Origin of the sequence: Streptomyces sp. CB01373, from assembly GCF_002803075.1 — a bacterium.
Lineage (GTDB): Bacteria > Actinomycetota > Actinomycetes > Streptomycetales > Streptomycetaceae > Streptomyces.
The window spans coordinates 197,444-215,182 of sequence record NZ_NNBK01000002.1; the positions used below are offsets into that span (position 1 = coordinate 197,444).

Annotated in this window: 17 protein-coding genes and 1 pseudogene; 2 read left to right on the forward strand and 16 right to left on the reverse strand. The window is 72.0% G+C overall.

Annotated elements, in window-relative coordinates:
* Positions 1-17: 17 nt before the first annotated feature.
* The 3 genes from CG719_RS03145 to CG719_RS03155 all read right to left on the reverse strand — a co-directional run bounded on the left by CG719_RS03145 (position 18) and on the right by CG719_RS03155 (position 3,872).
* The gene (locus CG719_RS03145; RefSeq protein ID WP_100566910.1) at positions 18-1,379 is read right to left on the reverse strand and encodes an MFS transporter; all 1,362 of its coding nucleotides are present in this window, start codon (positions 1,377-1,379) and stop codon (positions 18-20) included.
* A 266-nt stretch (positions 1,380-1,645) separates the two neighbouring features.
* Complete coding sequence (locus CG719_RS03150; protein WP_100566911.1) at positions 1,646-2,851, reverse strand: cytochrome P450; 1,206 nt, start codon at positions 2,849-2,851, stop codon at positions 1,646-1,648.
* Positions 2,852-2,879: 28 nt separating this feature from the next.
* Positions 2,880-3,872, reverse strand: coding sequence for a PDR/VanB family oxidoreductase (locus CG719_RS03155; RefSeq protein WP_100566912.1), 993 nt, complete (start codon positions 3,870-3,872; stop codon positions 2,880-2,882).
* 228 nt (positions 3,873-4,100) lie between these two features.
* Here CG719_RS03155 and CG719_RS03160 point away from each other — a divergent pair, with 228 nt between their 5' ends.
* On the forward strand, positions 4,101-4,901 hold the full coding sequence (locus CG719_RS03160) for an IclR family transcriptional regulator (RefSeq protein ID WP_100566913.1): 801 nt from the start codon (positions 4,101-4,103) through the stop codon (positions 4,899-4,901).
* A gap of 614 nt (positions 4,902-5,515) precedes the next feature.
* Here the strand turns inward: CG719_RS03160 and CG719_RS03165 are convergent.
* From CG719_RS03165 to CG719_RS03180, 4 genes are all read right to left on the reverse strand, one after another.
* Complete coding sequence (locus tag CG719_RS03165; RefSeq protein ID WP_100566914.1) at positions 5,516-5,812, reverse strand: DUF202 domain-containing protein; 297 nt, start codon at positions 5,810-5,812, stop codon at positions 5,516-5,518.
* Positions 5,809-6,207 (reverse strand): YidH family protein, encoded by a 399-nt coding sequence (locus CG719_RS03170; protein ID WP_100566915.1) that lies wholly within the window; start codon positions 6,205-6,207, stop codon positions 5,809-5,811. Before CG719_RS03170 ends, CG719_RS03165 begins: the two co-directional genes overlap by 4 nt.
* A gap of 70 nt (positions 6,208-6,277) precedes the next feature.
* On the reverse strand, positions 6,278-7,231 hold the full coding sequence (locus CG719_RS03175) for an MBL fold metallo-hydrolase (RefSeq protein ID WP_199836492.1): 954 nt from the start codon (positions 7,229-7,231) through the stop codon (positions 6,278-6,280).
* On the reverse strand, positions 7,228-8,655 hold the full coding sequence (locus CG719_RS03180) for an aldehyde dehydrogenase family protein (RefSeq protein ID WP_100566916.1): 1,428 nt from the start codon (positions 8,653-8,655) through the stop codon (positions 7,228-7,230). Before CG719_RS03180 ends, CG719_RS03175 begins: the two co-directional genes overlap by 4 nt.
* Positions 8,656-8,903: 248 nt before the next feature.
* Between CG719_RS03180 and CG719_RS03185 the strand changes: the two genes are divergently transcribed.
* Positions 8,904-9,716 carry an SDR family oxidoreductase gene (locus CG719_RS03185; protein WP_100566917.1) on the forward strand — a complete coding sequence of 271 codons (813 nt, stop codon included), beginning with the start codon at positions 8,904-8,906 and terminating at the stop codon, positions 9,714-9,716.
* Positions 9,717-9,792: 76 nt separating this feature from the next.
* On the opposite strand, the gene CG719_RS03190 is transcribed toward CG719_RS03185, so the two are convergent.
* From CG719_RS03190 to CG719_RS03225, 9 genes and pseudogenes are all read right to left on the reverse strand, one after another.
* Entirely contained in the window at positions 9,793-10,155 is a 363-nt protein-coding gene (locus CG719_RS03190) for a cytidine deaminase (RefSeq protein WP_100566918.1), read from the reverse strand.
* Positions 10,156-10,222: 67 nt separating this feature from the next.
* Positions 10,223-10,582, reverse strand: a complete 360-nt coding sequence (locus CG719_RS03195) for an MmcQ/YjbR family DNA-binding protein (protein WP_100566919.1) — start codon at positions 10,580-10,582, stop codon at positions 10,223-10,225.
* A complete protein-coding gene (locus CG719_RS03200) occupies positions 10,579-11,889 on the reverse strand; it encodes a hemolysin family protein (RefSeq protein WP_100566920.1) in 1,311 nt (436 codons plus the stop codon). Before CG719_RS03200 ends, CG719_RS03195 begins: the two co-directional genes overlap by 4 nt.
* A gap of 7 nt (positions 11,890-11,896) precedes the next feature.
* Positions 11,897-12,394, reverse strand: a complete 498-nt coding sequence (gene ybeY, locus CG719_RS03205; RefSeq protein WP_100566921.1) for an rRNA maturation RNase YbeY — start codon at positions 12,392-12,394, stop codon at positions 11,897-11,899.
* A 12-nt stretch (positions 12,395-12,406) separates the two neighbouring features.
* The gene (locus tag CG719_RS37290) at positions 12,407-12,937 is read right to left on the reverse strand and encodes a PhoH family protein (protein WP_324838186.1); all 531 of its coding nucleotides are present in this window, start codon (positions 12,935-12,937) and stop codon (positions 12,407-12,409) included.
* A gap of 102 nt (positions 12,938-13,039) precedes the next feature.
* Positions 13,040-14,581, reverse strand: a pseudogene (locus CG719_RS03210) (PhoH family protein); the annotation flags it as partial.
* Positions 14,582-14,753: 172 nt separating this feature from the next.
* Positions 14,754-16,106 (reverse strand): GH1 family beta-glucosidase, encoded by a 1,353-nt coding sequence (locus CG719_RS03215; protein ID WP_100566923.1) that lies wholly within the window; start codon positions 16,104-16,106, stop codon positions 14,754-14,756.
* 58 nt (positions 16,107-16,164) lie between these two features.
* A complete protein-coding gene (locus CG719_RS03220; RefSeq protein WP_100566924.1) occupies positions 16,165-16,431 on the reverse strand; it encodes a protealysin inhibitor emfourin in 267 nt (88 codons plus the stop codon).
* 20 nt (positions 16,432-16,451) lie between these two features.
* The gene (locus CG719_RS03225; RefSeq protein ID WP_100567180.1) at positions 16,452-17,525 is read right to left on the reverse strand and encodes a M4 family metallopeptidase; all 1,074 of its coding nucleotides are present in this window, start codon (positions 17,523-17,525) and stop codon (positions 16,452-16,454) included.
* Between the last annotated feature and the right edge of the window lie 214 nt (positions 17,526-17,739).

Here is a 17,739-nt window from a genome sequence, read left to right on the forward strand (position 1 = left end):
GCCGGGGCGGCCCGCACTCAGTCGGCGAGGCCCAGCCGGGCACGATCCCGCTGCTGGTTGATGAAGACCATCGACAGGGCGCCCACGGCCAGCAGCAGCACGGCGGTGAGCACGAAGGCGTGGGTGAAGCCCAGCGCGCTCGTCGCCGCCGAGCCGACCAGGAATCCGGTGATGGCGGGAGCGAACAGGCCGCCGGTGCTGAGCAGGGCGTTGGTCACCTGCAGGACGGCGCCGCGCTGGCCGACCGTGGTCATCTCGGCCGCGACCAGGTAGGTCACCGCGAACAGGGCCGGAGCGGTGCCGAATCCGAAGGTGAAGGCGACGATGCGCACGGTGTCGTCGGCGACGAGGGCGCCGAGGAGCAGGGTGAGACCACTGAAGACGGTGGCGGAGGAGAGGACGACCCCGCGCGAGACCCGGGTCGGGACACCGCGGCCGTCGAGGACCTGGGTGATCCAGCTGAGCCCGACCGTGGCGACGGTGCCCCAGAGCGCGGGGAACACGATCATCGATCCGGCCTGCTGGGTGCCGTACCCCATGACCTTCTCGTAGTACGTGGGCAGCCACGACGTGGCCAGGGCGAAGGTCCAGTAGCCGAGGAAGGAGCAGAGCACGGCGAGGAGCCACGACGGGGTGAGGAAGGAGCGCCGGTACTTCACGGGCTGCGCGACGAGAGCGGTGCGACCGGGTTCGACGGGCGCCGTCCCCTCCATCTCGTGCTCGGCCCGCTCCGAGGTGTAGGGCCCCTCCTTCCCCAGCACCAGCCACAGCGCCGCCCACACCACGCCGATGAACGCGAGGAAGACGAAGGTCGCCTGCCAGCCGAAGTCGGCCGCGATCCAGGAGAGCACGGGCGCGAAGCAGACGATGCCGAGCGTCACGCCGGAGGCGGCGAGAGCCGCGGGCGTGGCCCCCTTCTTCTTCGGGAACCACTGGTAGACGGAGTGCATCATCATCGGGGCCAGCGGGCCCTCGCCGGCGCCCAGCAGGACCCGGCTGAACCACAGTGCGGGCAGCGACGCGAAGACGAAGACCGGCACCTGGGCGAAGGCCCAGATGAGGCACAGGGCCAGCAGGATCCACTTCGACTTCACACGGTTGGCGATCGGCGCGGCGACCAGCTGGGCGACACCGAACAGGAAGAACACCGCGCTGCCGAGCAGACCGAACTGCTCGGGGGTGATGTGCAGATCCCGCATCACCGGTACGGCGACGATGCCGAGGATGGCCTTGTCCGCCCAGCTGATCATCATCAGGACCAGCAGCAGGACGGCCGTCAGCCAGCCGTAGGACGTGCGCTTCCTGGGGGTCCAGTGGCGGGGATCCGCGGGGTCCGGAACCGATGGGGCCGATGGCGGCGTGGCGAGGTGTTGCGTCATGGAAGCCTCCGGAGCGGAGACGGTCGCGAACGGACCGCTGGGAGCGAAGAGGGAGGGGCGGAGCCGTCGGCGGGCTGCCGACGGCTCCTGGAAGCCGTGACCCGTACCCGTCGTCGGGCGCGGGGCCGGTACGGGAGCGCGAGGCCTGAGCCTTGTCGCGGCCGGACGGGACGGAGAAGGCCGCGCGGCCGGGAGAGGGCCGGACGGGGCGAGAAGGCCGGCCGGGGCAGAGGGCCGGACGGGTGGAGAAGGGGGCGGCGCGGTGGTCAGGACCGCGGTGTGACCCGGACGGGCAGGGAGGCGAATCCGCGCAGGACGTTGTGGGTCAGCGGGACCGGCTCGCCGGTGAGTTCGATCGTGTCGACGCGGGCGGCGAGGGCTTTGAGTACGAGTTCGATCTCGAGCCGGGCGATGGGCTGCCCGACACACTGGTGGAGCCCCATGCCGAACGCGACGTGGCCGGACGCCTGCCGGTCCAGGTCGTACGTGTCGGCGTTCGCGCCCCACTTGCGCGGGTCGCGGTTGGCGGCGCCGATGAAGAGCAGCACCTTGGCGCCCGCCGGGATGTGGACGCCGCCCAGCACGCCGGGCGCCGTGGTCGTCCGGTGGAACTTCTGGAACGGGGACTCCAGGCGCAGCGCCTCGTCCACGGCGAACTTGGCGAGGGACGGGTCCTCACGCAGTGCCGCCCACGCCCGGGGCGAACGAGCCAGGCAGGCGAGGGTGTTGCCGATCCCGAAGACGGTGGTGTCGACCCCCGCGGACAGCAGGGCACGCACCAGGAGCGCGGCCTGTTCGGCGGTGATCAGACCGTCCTGCACGCGGTCCCAGATGCGCGCGCCGAAGCCGGTGTCGTCGAGGTTCTCCCGGGCGCAGTTGCGCAGGATCGCGGCGCTGTGCTCGTCGGCGTGGGCGAAGGCCAGGTCGAAGATCTCGTTCTGCGGGCCGAACGCGTTGAAGACCATGTTGCCGTAGGGCAGCAGATTCTCCCGGCCCTCCTGGGGGATGCCGACCGCGTCGGGGAAGACCCGCAGCGGGTACTTTTCCGCCAGGTCCTTGACCACGTCGAACTCGCGGCGGGCGACGAGCTCGTCGGCGATCTCCTCGGCAGGTCCGGTGAAACGTTCCCGCAGCGGCCGTACCGTCGCCGGGTTGATGACTCCGGTCAGCGCGCGCCGCATGACCGTGTGGATCGGCGGGTCGGACTCCAGGATGCTCGGCGGGCGCCATCCCGCGTCCTCGCGGATGTCGCGCGGGCCGAGACCGCCGGAGGAGCAGTACGTCTCGAAGTCGGTGAGGACCTCGTAGACCTCCTCGAAGCCGGCGACCGCGTACGCGCCGCACTTCTCCAGCCAGGTCACGGGGCCGGCCTCGCGCAGCCGGGTCAGCATCGGATAGGGGGCCGCGATGTTCGCCGGGGAGAAGGGGTCGTCCGGGAGCGTGACGACGCCCTCGGCAGGTGCGATGGTCATGAAGGGAACCTCTTTCGGTGCCGGTCTGTCACAGATCGAGGACGAGTCGGCCGCAGCCCGCCGCCGCACGGGAGACGCAGATCATCATGGTCGCGCCCCCGTCCTGGTCGTCCTGGGTGAGCACCGCGTCCCGGTGCTCCGGCTCGCCCGAGACGACGGTGGTCTCGCAGGTGCCGCACAGGCCCTGCCGGCACGAGGACAGCACGCGGACACCGACGTCCTCGACCGCCTCCAGGATCGTGCGGTCGGTGGGCACCGAGACGGTCTTCCCGCTGCGTGCGAGTTCGACCTCGAACGGTTCGGCCACGGACCCGGGGCCCAGCGCGGTCGCCGCGAACCGCTCGGTGTGCAGCGAGCCGGGCGGCCATCCCATGCACAGGTCCTCGACCGCGCGGAGCATCCCGCCCGGCCCGCAGGCGTACACCAGCATGTGGGCGCGGGGCAGGGCCAGCACGCCTGCCAGGTCCATGCGGCCGCGCTCGTCCTCGGCGACGATGTCGACCCGGTCGCCGTACGTGCCGACCAGACGCTCGGCGAAGGCCATGCTGCCGCGCGACCGTCCGCCGTAGACCAGGTGCCAGTCCTTGCCCGCCTCCGCCGCCCGCTCGATCATCGGGATGATCGGGGTGATGCCGATGCCACCGGCCAGGAAGAGGTACTTCCGGGAGTCCCTCACCGGGAAGTTGTTGCGCGGCTCGGAGATCTCCAGCGTGTCGCCGGGGCGTACGTTCCCGTGGATCCAGCGGGAGCCGCCCCGCGAGCCGGGGACGTCGAGGACGGCGACACGCAGGTGCGACAGGTTGTCGGGGGAGGAGCACAGGGAGTACTGCCGCACGTACTGGCCGCCGAGGTGGACGTCGATGTGGGCGCCGGGCTCCCACGGCTGGAAGGGCGACCCGTCCGGCGTCACGAGGACCAGGGAGACGACACCGTCGGCGATCCGGTCCACGCGTTCCGCGATCACCTCGCGGGTGCTGGGCCCGACGCCGCGGCGGTCCGCGCGCGCACTGAGTCCGCCCATCTGAAGCCTGCTTTCTCACGTGGTCCTCGGGGGCCGGGCGAACCGTGTCGCACCGGTGCGGGAATGTTAGGTAGCGCGGAGCGCCTTTCCCCGGGGCTTTCCACTCAGTAGAAACGAGTATGGGCGCCCTGGTCGACGTGTCCCTGCTCACCGCTACCCCGACCTGCGGCTTCCCGGAATTTCCCGAGGGCTTTCCTTCGCCGACCACGGGTCGTACTGTGCGGTTTCATGAGCTCTCAGGACAAGCGGCCCACCGAGCGGGAGGCGTCGCCGGCGGGATCCGCGGGGGCGGCGCCGAAATCCGTCGCCGCCCGTGCGCTGAGGATCCTGGACACCTTCGACTCGGACCACTACGAGCTGTCCCTGAGCGACATCTCCCGCCGCAGCGGGCTGCCGGTGGCCACCTGCCACCGGCTCGTCCGTGAGCTCGTCGAGTGGGGCGGCCTGCTGCGGACCGGTGGCCGGTACCGCATCGGCCACAAGCTGTGGTCCCTGGGGCTGCTGTCCGAGAGCCACCACGGCCTCGCCGAACTGGCCGCGCCCTACATGCACGACGTGCTGTTCCTGACCAAGCACGTGGTCAACCTCTTCGTCCTCGACGGCGCCCACGCCCTGTTGCTCGAACGGATCTCCGGGAGCCAGCCAGGTCCGGCCCTGCACCGGGTGGGCGACCGCCTCGCCCTGCACGCCAGTGCCGGAGGGAAGGCGTTCCTCGCCTACGGCCCGCCGGAACTCGCGCGGGCCGCCCTGGCCAACCCGCAGCGGCTCACCCCGCACACCGTGATCGACCCGACCCGGCTGCGCCGTGAACTCGAACAGGTCCGCCGCAAGGGGTACGCCATGACCCTGGAGGAGGCGGTCGAGGGGGCGCACGGCATCGCGGTGCCGGTCACCGCCGTCGGCGGCGGTGTCATCGCGGCTCTCGGCGTGGTCACCGTCGGAACGCGCCCCCGACCGGCCGGGATCGTCCCGGTCCTGCAGATCGCCGCCCGAAGCATCGCCCGGGAGGCTGGCCGCCTGGCCGCGTAGCGCCGGCGCGGCCGAGCAAGGCGGGGGCCGCGCCCTGCCCGGGCGCAGGCAGGCCCGCGTTCGCGGTGGGGCGTCGGCGGTGCGGCGGTTCGCCCAGGTCGGGCGCCGGCGTTCGCGTGGGATGGGCGCTTCACGGGGACGGGGGTGCGCGGCCGGGCGTCGGCGGTGGGGGCATACGCCTGGGACGCGGGCGTTGGCGGTACGGGAGTTCGCGCGGGGCAGGCATACGCCCGGGACGCGGGGCCTCGGTGGTGCGGGAGTTCTTGCGGTGCGGGCATACGCGCGGGACGCGGGCGTTGGCGGTGCGGGGGTTGGTGGTGCGGGCAACCGCCTAGGACGCGGGCGTTGGCGGTACGGGAGTTCGCGTGAGCGGGCATACGCGCGGGTCGAGCGTCGGCGGTGCGCAGTGTTCGCGGAAGGGCGCTCGCGCGGCGCCGGTGTTCGCGGGACGGGCGCTTGCGGTGCGGGTGTCCGCCGGACGGGCGTCATGGCGCAAGGGCGCGTGCGCCGCGGGTGCCGCGCGAGGTCGGCGATTCGCCGTAAGGACCCCGGTAGGAGCTCGCGGGCCCGCACATCGCGCGCGGCAGGCGTCGTAGGGCGGCGGAGCCTGCGGCTCACGCCCCGCCGGTCAGCAGCAAGGGCAGGCTGATCAGGGCCGTGGCGGCCGTCGTCGCCGCGGTCAGGGCCATCGCCGCGGGCGGCGGAGGCGCGGTCTCCCGGCGCATGCCGCCGACGAGGAAGGTCACGGCCGTGGCCGTGGCCGCGCAGACCGCGCACGCCCAGCCCAGCGGAGAGGAGCCGCTCGCCGCCGTGTGCACGAGCAGCAGCGCACCCACCGTCTGGGACATGGTCGTCCGCCGCCAGGCGAGGCGGGTGCGCTCGGGTTGCAGTCCCGGGTCCCGCCGCCTCACGCGGGCCCGCCGGCCCAGACCAGCACCGTGGTGAACGACGCGATGGCCGTGATCACGGTCGCCAGCACGGGCAGCAGCCAGGAGCCGGGCAGCGGCGCGTCACGCCGGATCGCTCGCTGGACGCGCCGCCAGTGCGGATAGGCCCCGCCCGTGATCACGACGGCCAGCAGCGCGCACACGACCGCGAGGAGTTCCCTCGCGTGCGGGATCGTGAAGGCCGGTACGAGCTGCCGCACCGCCACCGCCGCCGCGAGCAGGCTGACACCGGTGCGGATCCAGGCCAGGAACGTGCGCTCGTTGGCGAGCGTGAACCGGTAGTCGGGTTCCTTCTCCCCGCCGTCCCCGCCGTCCCCGCCGTCTCCGTATTCGCGTCCCCGGCCACTGTCCGAGCCCATGCCGTTCTCCCGCTTCCTTCCCGCGCCGTTCCACACCTGTCGGCACCCGCCGACACCCACGTATGCCCGTTCAAATCCCCGCGCGGACCGCGGGATCCGTGGCGACGGAGAACCGCGCGCCGCTCGTGGCGACGTCGATCGGGCCGTCGTACGTCGACGCGGCCTCGGCACGCCAGTACTCGGCGTCCGCCAACCCCGCGAAGTGGGACAGCACCAGGCGCCGCGCTCCGGCGGCCTTGGCGATCCGGCCCGCCCCGGCCGGCGGGGTGTGCGAGTTCTCCTGGTGGGCCAGGAAGGCCGCGGAGAAGCCACGGCTGCGGTAGAAGCCGAGGTTGACGGCCTCGTGGACGAGGATGTCTGTGCCCTCGGCCAGCCGGGCGAGGTTCGCCGACTCGGCCGTGTCTCCGGAGAACGTGATCGACCCGTACGCGGAGTCGATCCGGTAGGCGAGGGCCGGGTGCACCGGCGGGTGGTCCACCAGGACGGCGGTCATCGTGATCCGCTCGTCGGCGTACACCTCGAACGGCTCCCCGGCGGCAGCCGAGCCCCTGGCCGGGGCGGCCACCTCCGAGGCGCGCACCAGGTCCGCCAGCGGCGGCCGGTCCTCGTCGCCCGCCCGGATGGCGATGTCGTAGGAGAACGCGTCCAGAACGGAGGCCACGAGGCGGTCCGTACCGGCGAGGTGCCGGGTGCCGTCGTCCGGGTCGGGGCCGGGACCGATGATGTCGACCGGGGTGGAGAAGCCGTTCACCGGCCGCCCCCAGTTCCACAGCAGGAACCCGGGGAGCTCGATCACGTGGTCGGAGTGCAGGTGCGTGATGAATCCCGCCCGGAACCGCTGCCCCCGCAGACCGGCCTCGCCCGCGGCGCGGGTGCAGCCGATGCCGAAGTCGACCAGGTAGAAGACGTCGTCGACGACGACCGCGCTGGCGATGCCGTGCTCGGGGCCTCGGATGGCGGGCCCGGCGGCGACGCCGAGCGTGATGAGGTCCATGCCGCGCTGTGCGGACGTGGTGTCGGTCACCGACGCTGTCCTTCCGGTACGGGGGCCGCCTCGTGCGGTGCCGGGGTGTGGTGGGGACGGGCGTTGACGGTCCGGGGTTCGAGATACTCCTCCAGTCCCCAGCGGCCGCGCTCACGCCCGAGGCCGGAGGCCTTCCAGCCGCCGAACGGGGCGTCCGGCTCCACCTGGGTGTGCTGGTTGATCCAGACCGTGCCGGCCTCGATGTCAGCCGCCACCGCGTGGGCGCGGTCCAGGTCCGGCGACCACACCGAGGCGCCGAGCCCGAAGTCCTGTGCGTTCAGGCTGTCGACCGTCGTCCGGAGGTCGTCGTAGGCCACGACCGGGAGGGCGTTGCCGAACTGCTCGGCGTCGACGAGGTCCATGCCGACCTCGGCGTCCGTGACGATCGTCGGTTCGAGGAAGTGACCGGGCAGGTCGCAGCCACGTCCGCCGCCCGCTGCGACCCGCGCCCCGGCGGCGACGGCGCCGTCGACCAGGCCGCGGACGATGCCGTGCTGGGCGGCCGAGTGCATCGGGCCCATGGTGGACCCGGCCGCCACCCCGTGGCCGAGCCGATGCCGGGCGACGGCCTCGGCCATGGCCTCGACCAGTTCGTCCCGCAGGCCGCGCGGCACGAAGACCCGCTTGACGGCCATGCACACCTGCCCGGCGTTGCGGAAGGCCGAACCGACGATGCCGGACGCGGTCGTCTCGATGTCCGCGTCCGGCAGGACGATCGCGGGGTCGTTCCCGCCGAGTTCCAGGGTGACGCGCTTGACCGTGGCGGCCGCCTGCGCGGCCACCGCGGTGCCGACCTCCGTCGATCCGGTGAAGGAGATCTTCCGGACGCCGGGCAGGGCGCTCAGCGACACGTTGACCGCGCGGCCGGGGCTGGTGCGGTACTGCAGCACACCGGCGGGCAGGACCCGGTTCATGAGGTCGACCAGCGCCATGGTGGACAGCGGTGTCGTGGCGGAGGGCTTGGCGATGACGGTGCACCCGGCGGTCAGCGCGGGGGCGAGTTTCACGCACAGCAGGGAGATGGGGAAGTTCCACGGCGTGATGGTGCCGACCACGCCCACGGGCCGGTAGTGCACCTCGACCGTGCGGTCGGCCCGGTCGGGCAGCCTCTCCACCTCGTCCCAGGCGAGCGTGGCGTAGTGGTCCAGCAGCCCGGCGCCGACCCGGAACTCGCCGACGGCCTCGGCCAGGACCTTGCCCTGTTCCAGGGACAGCAGCCGTCCGAGTTCGTCCTCGTGGGCGCGGACGAGGTCCGCACAGGCGTGCAGCGCGGCCCGCCGGGCCGCGCGGTCCGCGGCCCACGCGGGTGCGGCGGCCCGCGCGGCGGCGATCGCCTGCCGTACCTCGTCCTCGCCGTGCACCGGGGCCCGGCCGACCGGCTCCAGCGTGGCCGGGTCGTGTACGGCGTACGTCTCTTGGGCCATCGGCGTGCTCCTGGTCGGGGGAGGGGGACGGGATGTCACCATCCCCGCAGGTCACACCTTGGGCAAGCAGGTCATCCACTCAGTGGAAAGCGGACCGTGCCACGGCCGCCGGCTCCCCCTGGGCGCCGCGGAGTTTTCCACAGGGTGGAAAGTGGGCTTGTCACGGACGCCGCTTCACCCGGAGGCTCGGCCCGCGGACCCCTGGTCATTCGTCATCCGTACATTCCGCCGACGAACAAGTGAGAGCCATGACGAACAACACGCAGTTGCCCGTGGTCGTGACCGGGGTCGCCTCCGGTATCGGAGCGGCGGCCGCCGACCTGCTCGCCGGCAGGGGCCTGCCCGTCGTCGGAATCGACCGGTCGGTGCCCGAGTCCTTCGCGGGGACCTTCGTCCGGGCCGACCTGTCCACGCCCGCCGGCGCGCACATGGCCGCGCGGAGCGTACTGGCCGCCGCGCCGGACGGGCTCGCGGGGCTCGCCAACATCGCCGGGGTGCCGGGAACGGCGCCCTGGCGGACGGTGCTCGGCGTCAACGTCTTCGGCCTGCGGGAACTGACCGCCGCTCTCGCACCGGCGATCCGGGAAGGAGGCTGCGTCGTCAACCTCTCCTCGGCCGTGGCCACCGCCTGGGAGCGGAACCTGCCTGTGGTACGGGCCTTCGCCCTCGCCGCCGACACCGAGGCGGCGCTCGACGCCGTGGCCCGTGACGAGAGCGTCACCGGTCACTCGTACCGGTTCTCCAAGGAGTGCGTGCGGTACCTCACCGAACACCTCGCGGCCGAGTACCTGCCCCGCAGGGTCCGGGTGACCTCCGTCAGCCCGGGACCCGTGGCCACGCCGATCCTCGACGACTTCAAGCGGGACCACGGCGTCGCCAAGGTCGAGGGAGCCGGCGCCCTGCTCGGACGGTTCGGGGAACCGGCGGACATCGCCGGTGTCGTGGCCTTCCTCCTGAGCGACTCCGCGGCCTGGATCAACGGCACCGACATCCGCGTGGACGGCGGTCTGACGGCCTACCGCACCGTCCAGGAGGCCTCCGGGGCCGCCTCCACCGACTGACCCGTGCCGCAGGACCACACGGGGACCGCCACCGGACCCCGCCCGGCGGGCCTCAGCCGTCCTGGCCCGGCGGGCCTCAGCCGTCCTCGCCCGCCGGCCGGGTGAGCCGTACGGTGCCGTCGGGTCCAGCCAGCAGAACCGGCGTCTTCGCACCGCCCAGGTCGCGTACGGCGGCCAGGTCCTCCGGGGCGATCTCCTCCGCCTCGCCGACCACCGCCGCCGCCTCCAGGGACGTCGCCCCGGACGCGACGGCCATCGCCACCGCCGTCCGCAGGGCGCTCAGCCGCAGTGAGGCGAGGCTCACCGACCCGGCGACATACGTACGCCCCGTCTCGTCCCGTACGGCCGCGCCCTCCGGCACACCGTTGCGGGCCCGTGCCGAACGGGCCAGAGTGACGATCTTGAGGTCCTCGGGGTCAAGCGCGTTGGTCTCGGTCATGCCCCGAGCATAGGAGCAGCCCCGGCAGCCGCGAAGATCACCCCGGCAGCCACGGCGTCCCCGGCGCTCACGCGCGGTCGAGCCGCAGCCGCTCCGCGCGCGGCAGCCCCGCCACCACCAGGTCGTAGGAGTCCTCGACGAGTTCGCGGACCAGCCGGTCCGGGAGCCCGGCGTCGACCGTGACCGTGTTCCAGTGGCGCTTGTGCATGTGCCAGCCGGGGACGATCAGGCCCTCGTGCTCCGCGCGCAGCCGGACCGCGTCCTCCGGGTCGCACTTGAGGTTGACCTTCAGCGGCCGGGAGTCCAGGGCCGACAGCGCGAACAGCTTGCCCCGGACCTTGAAGACCGAGGTCTGCGGGTCGAAGGGGAAGTCCTCCACCACCGCGTCGAACGACAGGCAGAGGGCGCGCAGCTCCTCGGGGCTCACTCCGGCTTCCCCTCCCCGTCCCCGGTGGGCGCCGCCGGGTCCACCGGCTCCGCGAGCACCGTCACGATCTTGTTCCGCCGTCCGGCCGCCGCCTCCGCGGTCAGCCGCAGCTCGCGGCCGTCGGGCAGCTCCACGACCGACGACGCGCCCGCGATGGGCACCCGGCCCAGGGCCTTGGCGAGCAGCCCGCCGACCGTCTCCACGTCCTCGTCGTCGTACTCGTCCAGGCCGTACAGCTCGCCCAGGTCCGTGATGTCCAGGCGCGCGGTGACGCGGTAGCGGTCGTCGCCGAGCGGTTCCACCGGCGGCAGCTCGCGGTCGTACTCGTCCGCGATCTCGCCGACGATCTCCTCGAGGATGTCCTCGATGGTGACGATGCCGGCCGTGCCGCCGTACTCGTCGATGACGACGGCGACGTGGTTGCGTTCCTTCTGCATCTCGCGCAGCAGGTCGTCGGCGTTCTTCGTGTCCGGCACGAAGACGGCCGGACGCATCGCCGTCGACACCAGCTCGCTCTCGGCGTACCGGTTGATGTGCGTCCTGCGGACCAGGTCCTTCAGATAGACGATCCCGACGATGTCGTCCTCGCTCTCGCCGGTGACCGGAATCCGCGAGAAGCCGGAGCGCAGCGCCAGCGTGAGGGCCTGGCGGATGGTCTTGTACCGCTCGATCACCACCAGGTCGGTGCGCGGCACCATGACCTCGCGCACGAGGGTGTCGCCCAGCTCGAAGACCGAGTGCACCATGCGTCGCTCGTCGTCCTCGATCAGCGACTCCTGCTCGGCCAGGTCGACCATGGCGCGCAGCTCCGCCTCGGAGGCGAACGGGCCGCGCCGGAACCCCTTGCCGGGGGTCAGCGCGTTGCCGATGAGGATCAGCAGCGACGGGATCGGGCCGAGCACCCGCGCGAGCGGCACCAGCAGGTACGCCGCCACGGTCGCCGTGTTCAGCGGGTGCTGGCGGCCGATGGTGCGCGGGGAGACCCCGACGGCCACGTACGAGACGAGCACCATGACCGCGATGGCGACGACCAGCGCCTGCGCCGTGCCGGAGAACGCCTCCAGGCACGCGTAGGTGACCAGCGCGGCGGCCGCCATCTCGCAGGTCACGCGCACCAGCAGCGCCAGGTTGAGATAGCGGGTCGGGTCGGCGGCGATCTGGGCCAGCTTGGCGCTGCCGCGGCGGCCCGCCTTCACGGCCTCCTCGGCACGGAAGCTGGACACCCGTGCCAGGCCCGCCTCCGCGCAGGCGGCGAGCCAGGCGACGACGACGAGCGCGATCGCGCCGACGACGATCTGAGGGCTCATGGGCGGGTTACGAGACGGTGGGCGCCGGGGACGGGCCGTGCAGGCCCTGCTCGGCGCGCCAGCCGTCCACGATCGCTGCCTGAAGACCGAACATCTCGGCCTTCTCGTCCGGCTCCTCGTGGTCGTAGCCGAGCAGGTGCAGCACGCCGTGGACGGTGAGCAGATGGAGCTCCTCGTTCATGGAGTGCTGGGTCGGGGCCTCGGCGCCCTGCTTCGCGGCGACCTCGGGACAGAGCACGATGTCGCCGAGGAGGCCCTGCGGGGGCTCGTCGTCGTCCTTCGCCGGCGGCCGCAGCTCGTCCATCGGGAAGGACATGACGTCCGTGGGGCCCGGCAGGTCCATCCACTGGACGTGCAGCTGCTCCATGGCGTCGGCGTCCACGACGATCACCGAGAGCTCGGAGAGCGGGTGGATGCGCATGCGGGTGAGTGCGTAGCGGGCGATGTCGAGGATCGCCCGCTCGTCGACCTCGGTTCCCGACTCGTTGTTGACGTCGATCGACATGGTGGTGCTGGTCTACTTCCCCTTGTGCCCGTGTCCGTGCGCGTGCCCGGCCCTGCCGTGGCCGCCGGACTTGTTGGGTGCGCCGTTCTCGGTGACGTGCTTGCTGTCGTACTTCTCGTACGCGTCGACGATACGGCCCACGAGCTTGTGCCGTACGACGTCGTGCGACGACAGCCGGGAGAAGTGGACGTCCTCGACTCCCTCCAGGATCTCCTGCACCTGCCGCAGCCCGGACTTCTGGTTGTTGGGCAGGTCCACCTGCGTGACGTCTCCCGTGATGACGATCTTCGAGTCGAAGCCGAGCCGGGTGAGGAACATCTTCATCTGCTCGGGGCTGGTGTTCTGGGCCTCGTCCAGGATGATGAAGGCGTCGTTGAGGGTGTTGTGCGTCAGCAGATGGTCCTGCGTGACGTACAGGGAGTCCTCGGCCGCCACCTGGATGCAGACGCACTCCTCCCGGCCCGCCGGCTCGATGCTGTCGACGAACCGCATCGGACGTCCGCCGCCACCGGCCGCCTGGTACCGGTCCCGCTTACGGGCCATGCGGAAGGGCTCGATGCCCTCGGGGAGACGGATGTCGATGACGTGGGCGTCGCGGCGGTGGGCGACGTCCCGCCCCTCCGCGCGGCCCGGACCGCGCCCCTCGGCGGCCCTGCGACGGCTGTGTGCGACGCCGCCCAGTGACTGCACCAGAGCGATCACATCGTCCCGGAGCGGGATGGATGTCGTCGTGTACTGGACGCGGCAGGTGCGGTTCTTCTGGACGACGGGGCCGCCGTCGGAGTCGAGCAGCCCCTGCAGGACCGCCAGCCGTACCTCGGCCGAGTTGAAGAGGTAGTCGTCGGGGACGAACTTGCTGTACGAGCGCGTCCGCAGCAGGTCCAGCCGGCGCAGAACGCCGGTGACCGGGTTCTCCAGGGTGACCACGTCGCCAGCGGCCTTGTCCCGGTTGAGGACGTAGTCGGGCCCGCCGCGATGCCGTACCGAGACTCCGGGAAGGGCCGATTGCAGGGCCGACGCCAGTTCCGGGTCCGTGGTGGCGAACGACGGGGTGGTGGAGCCGGTCAGACATCCGTCGCCCAGCAGGAGTCCCAGCGCGTAGGGGTCCATCGGTACTTCGCGCTCGGGGAAGCACACCGGTGCCGTGAGCATCGGCAGCTCGTATCGACGCGCGTGCGCGGCACGCAGGTTGCCGATCATCTCCTGGGTCTCCAGGACCCGCCACGGCTTGTCGCGGCGCTTGTCGTCGCGCGTCCTGACCGTCCACAGGTGCTCGCCGCAGCACAGCGTCCAGGAGCCGTCCTGGGCCGTGACGCGGTAGATGTCCTTCTCGCCCTGTGGATAGACGCCCAGGACAGGGGTCGGCTCGCCGTTGGAGCCGATGACGAGGTCACCGACCTGAAGATCGCCGATCGGGCGCCAGCCGTCCGGCGTCAGCACGTTCGTGAAGCGCGGTTGCGCGCGGCCGCGCATGTAGGCGAGCGGTGCGACCTCGATCGTGCCCGCCGCCATCAGACGCGGGATGGAGTCCGGGTCGAGCATGTCGTGCAGCGCGTCGTACAGCGGGCGCAGGTACGGGTCGATCTTCTCGTAGAGCGTGCCGGGCAGGAAGCCGAGGCGCTCGCCGGCCTCGACCGCGGGGCGGGTCAGAATGATGCGGTTGACCTGCTTGGACTGCAGGGCCTGCACCGCCTTGGCCATGGCCAGGTAGGTCTTGCCGGTACCGGCGGGGCCGATGCCGAAGACCACCGTGTGCTTGTCGATCGCGTCGACGTACCGCTTCTGGTTGAGCGTCTTGGGACGGATCGTGCGGCCGCGGGAGGACAGGATGTTCTGCGTCAAAACCTCGGCCGGGGTCTCCTGGCCGTCGCTCTCGCCGTTCTCGCTGGCCTTGAGCATGGCGATGGAGCGTTCCACTGCGTCCTCCGTCATCGGCTGCCCGGTGCGGAGCACCAGCATCATCTCGTCGAACACGCGCTGGACCAGGGCGACGTCCGCGGGATCGCCGACCGCGCTGATCTCATTGCCCCGGACATGGATGTCGGCCCCCGGGAAGGCCTTCTCGATCACGCGCAGGAGAGAGTCGCCTGACCCCAGGACGGTCACCATGGGGTGCTGGGCGGGGACGGTGAACTGTGCTCTGGCCTGCCCCTGCGCGGGGGTCTTGGCTGCGGGTGTCTGAGTCATGGGCCGGCGCTGAAGGCCTGCGGTTCCTCCTCGTCACGGCCGCACAAGTCAGGGCGGCCTCGCGCTTCCCAGGGTACGACGGGGGAGTGCCGACGCCGTAGGGCTTTTCGGCGACCTGCGCGACCCCGGTGACCCTGAGGGGACCGGCGACGCCGGCGGACCCGGAGCGGCATCAGTCCGGGACGGGCGACGCGGCGGCCGCCGTCCCCGTCTCCCGCTGGGCCCGCAGCAGGTCCCGGAACCAGCGGTAGGACGCCTTCGGGGTGCGCTCAAGGGTCTTGTAGTCGACGTGCACCAGGCCGAACCGGCGGGCGTAGCCCTCCGCCCACTCCCAGTTGTCCAGCAGCGACCACACGAAGTAGCCGCGCACGTCCACGCCCGCCTCCACGGCCCGGTGCAGGGCACGGAGGTGTCCGTCCAGGTAGGCGATGCGGTCCTGGTCGTCCAGGCCCTCGTAGGAGCACCCGTTCTCGGTGATGACGACGGGCGGGAGCCGGTCGCCGTACTGGTCGCTCAGGCCGGTCAGCAGCTCGGTCAGCCCCTCCGGGACCACGGGCCAGCCGAAGTCCGTGACCGGGTGGCCCTCGATCTCCCTTACCGAGAAGGGCAGTTCGGCGGGCAGGGTGAGACCGCCGAACTCGATCTCCTCGCCGCGAGGGGCGCCCACCCGGGTCGGGGCGTAGTAGTTGACGCCGTACCAGTCCAGGGGCTCGGCGATGATCTCCAGATCCGAGGCCAGTTCCGCCGGGGTGCCCGGCATCAGCTCGCCCAGTCCCTCGGGGTAGCGGCCGAGCAGCAGCGGTTCGGCGAACAGGCGGTGCAGCAGCAGGTCGTAGAGGCCGGCCGCCTCGACGTCCGCCTGTTCCCCGGAGGCCGGCCGGACGGGACTGTGCGAGTTGGCGATGCCGATGTCCGCTGCCCCGGCAGCGCGCAGCGCCCGGACGGCCAGGCCGTGGGCGAGCAGTTGGTGGTGGGCAGCCGGGAGCGCGTCGAACAGCAGCCGCTTCCCCGGCGCGTGCACACCCAGGGCATGGCCGAGCAGGGTGTGCTCGGCGGGCTCGTTGAGCGTGATCCACTTCGGCACGCGGTCGCCCAGGCGCTCGGCGACCACCGACACATGGCCGGCGAACCGCGCGGCCGTGTCCCGCTCCAGCCAGTCGAGGCGGGCCGGCAGGTCCCAGTGGAAGAGGGTGGGGACCGGGCGGACGCCGGCCGCGCACAGGTCGTCGACCAGGCGGTCGTAGAAGTCGAGGCCGCCGGGGGAGTCCACCCGGGGCCAGGAGACGGAGAAGCGGTACGCGTCGACGCCGAGGCCGGCCAGCAGTGCCACGTCCTCGCGGTGGCGGTGGTAGTGGTCGCAGGCCACCGCCGCCGTCGAGCCGTCCTTGATCCGTCCCCGCCCGGCCGAGAACGTGTCCCACACGGACGGCTCGCGCCGGTCGGCCGCCCCCTCGATCTGGTGGGCCGAGGTGGACACGCCCCACAGGAAGCCGGCCGGGAACCGGGGCATCGGTTTCGTCGCCATGGGCGGATCATCCTTACCGTCGGTAACGGAAGTCAACGCCCGGGAAGGGAAAAGGACCTCACGCGCCCTCCTTGAGCACGCGGGAGATGAGCTCGCGCTGCTCCCCGGTCAGCCGGGGGTCGGCCGCGTACACCGTCCGGCCGTCCACGGTGATCTCGTAGCTGAAGCCGTCGGGCACCCCGGCAGGCGGCGCGGCCTTGCCGCCCGCCAGCGCCCGCTCGGCCAGGTCCCGCCACTGCGGGGCGTCGGGCCGCCCCGAGACGTCCACCTCGGCGCGGCGCTCGATGCCCGCGAACCCTCCTGTGCGCCTCACTCGAATCAGCATGGTCCGTGTCTAGTACGGAACTACAGCGTCCGCACCCCCACCTGCTCCCAGGCCTTGCGCACGGCCTCGAGTTCGCCGCCGTCGGAGCCGTACCGTTCCCGCGCGGCCCGCACGGTGAGCGTGGCGAAGTCCGCGAACTGCGCGTCCTCGTGCAGCTCGCCGCCGGTCAGCACGTCGTACCAGAGCTGCCCTGCCTTCTCCCAGGCGTGGCCGCCGAGCGCCGTGGCGACCAGGTAGAAGGCGTGGTTGGGGATGCCGGAGTTGATGTGGACGCCGCCGTTGTCGCTGCCGGTGTGGACGTAGTGGTCCATGGTGGCCGGCTGCGGGTCCTTGCCGAGCACGTCGTCGTCGTACGCCGTGCCCGGTGCCTTCATGGAGCGCAGCGCGGTGCCGCTGACGCCCGGGGCCAGCAGCCCCGCGCCGATCAGCCAGTCGGCCTCGGTGGCGGTCTGGCCGAGCGTGTACTGCTTGATCAGCGAGCCGAAGACGTCGGAGAGCGACTCGTTGAGCGCGCCGGACTGCCCGAAGTAGGCCAGGTTGGCGGTGTGCTGGGTGACGCCGTGGGTCAGCTCGTGGCCGATGACGTCCACCGGGATGGTGAAGTCCAGGAAGATCTCGCCGTCACCGTCGCCGAACACCATCTGCTCGCCGTTCCAGAAGGCGTTGTTGTAGTGCTTGTCGTAGTGCACGGTCGCGTCCAGCGGCAGTCCGCTGCCGTCGATCGAGTCGCGCCGGTAGGCCGTGAGGTACAGCTCGAAGGTGGCGCCGAGGCCGGCGTAGGCGCGGTTGACCGTGGCGTCCCCGCCGGGGCCCTGGCCCTCGCCGCGCACCTTTCTGCCGGGCAGTCCGGTGCCGTGCCGGGCGTCGTAGACGGTGCGGTGCGGATGCCCGTCCTGTCTGCCGGCGGGCGCGGTGACGGCGGGTGCGCCGATGACGGTGGTCAGCCGCCGCCGGGTGCGCTCGAAGGCGTCGCGTTCCAGGGTCCGGCGGGCGGGTCCGGAGAGCGCGGGGTCCTCGTTGCGGGCCAGGCGGTCGAGGACGTGCGGCGGCACGATGGTGCAGAAGACGGGCTCGAAGCCCCCGGTGGTCGTCATGTCCGGAACCATTGCACTGCGTGGCGGCAATGTCACTACCCGCAACCGTGATTGGTGAAATATCGGGGCAAGGGGTCCGCCTGTCCGTCACGGAGTGATAGGTGGAGGAAGGTCGGCCGCGCGTGACATCGCGCACTTTTTGCCCTGTTTGTCCCTTCGGTTTCGCATACTGGGACAGGCCCGCGCATCCGGTGCGGCTCGGCTAGGCTGCGGA

What these genes read in the sequence shown, in the direction of transcription:
- CG719_RS03145 (WP_100566910.1), bottom strand. Translation starts at nt 1,379, where the DNA reads ATGACGCAACACCTCGCCACGCCGCCATCGGCCCCATCGGTTCCGGAC.
- CG719_RS03150 (WP_100566911.1), bottom strand. Translation starts at nt 2,851, where the DNA reads ATGACCATCGCACCTGCCGAGGGCGTCGTCACGCTCCCGGACGACCCC.
- CG719_RS03155 (WP_100566912.1), bottom strand. Translation starts at nt 3,872, where the DNA reads ATGGGCGGACTCAGTGCGCGCGCGGACCGCCGCGGCGTCGGGCCCAGC.
- CG719_RS03160 (WP_100566913.1), top strand. Translation starts at nt 4,101, where the DNA reads ATGAGCTCTCAGGACAAGCGGCCCACCGAGCGGGAGGCGTCGCCGGCG.
- CG719_RS03170 (WP_100566915.1), bottom strand. Translation starts at nt 6,207, where the DNA reads ATGGGCTCGGACAGTGGCCGGGGACGCGAATACGGAGACGGCGGGGAC.
- CG719_RS03180 (WP_100566916.1), bottom strand. Translation starts at nt 8,655, where the DNA reads ATGGCCCAAGAGACGTACGCCGTACACGACCCGGCCACGCTGGAGCCG.
- CG719_RS03185 (WP_100566917.1), top strand. Translation starts at nt 8,904, where the DNA reads ATGACGAACAACACGCAGTTGCCCGTGGTCGTGACCGGGGTCGCCTCC.
- CG719_RS03190 (WP_100566918.1), bottom strand. Translation starts at nt 10,155, where the DNA reads ATGACCGAGACCAACGCGCTTGACCCCGAGGACCTCAAGATCGTCACT.
- CG719_RS03200 (WP_100566920.1), bottom strand. Translation starts at nt 11,889, where the DNA reads ATGAGCCCTCAGATCGTCGTCGGCGCGATCGCGCTCGTCGTCGTCGCC.
- ybeY (WP_100566921.1), bottom strand. Translation starts at nt 12,394, where the DNA reads ATGTCGATCGACGTCAACAACGAGTCGGGAACCGAGGTCGACGAGCGG.
- CG719_RS37290 (WP_324838186.1), bottom strand. Translation starts at nt 12,937, where the DNA reads ATGGCCCGTAAGCGGGACCGGTACCAGGCGGCCGGTGGCGGCGGACGT.
- CG719_RS03215 (WP_100566923.1), bottom strand. Translation starts at nt 16,106, where the DNA reads ATGGCGACGAAACCGATGCCCCGGTTCCCGGCCGGCTTCCTGTGGGGC.
- CG719_RS03220 (WP_100566924.1), bottom strand. Translation starts at nt 16,431, where the DNA reads ATGCTGATTCGAGTGAGGCGCACAGGAGGGTTCGCGGGCATCGAGCGC.
- CG719_RS03225 (WP_100567180.1), bottom strand. Translation starts at nt 17,525, where the DNA reads ATGACGACCACCGGGGGCTTCGAGCCCGTCTTCTGCACCATCGTGCCG.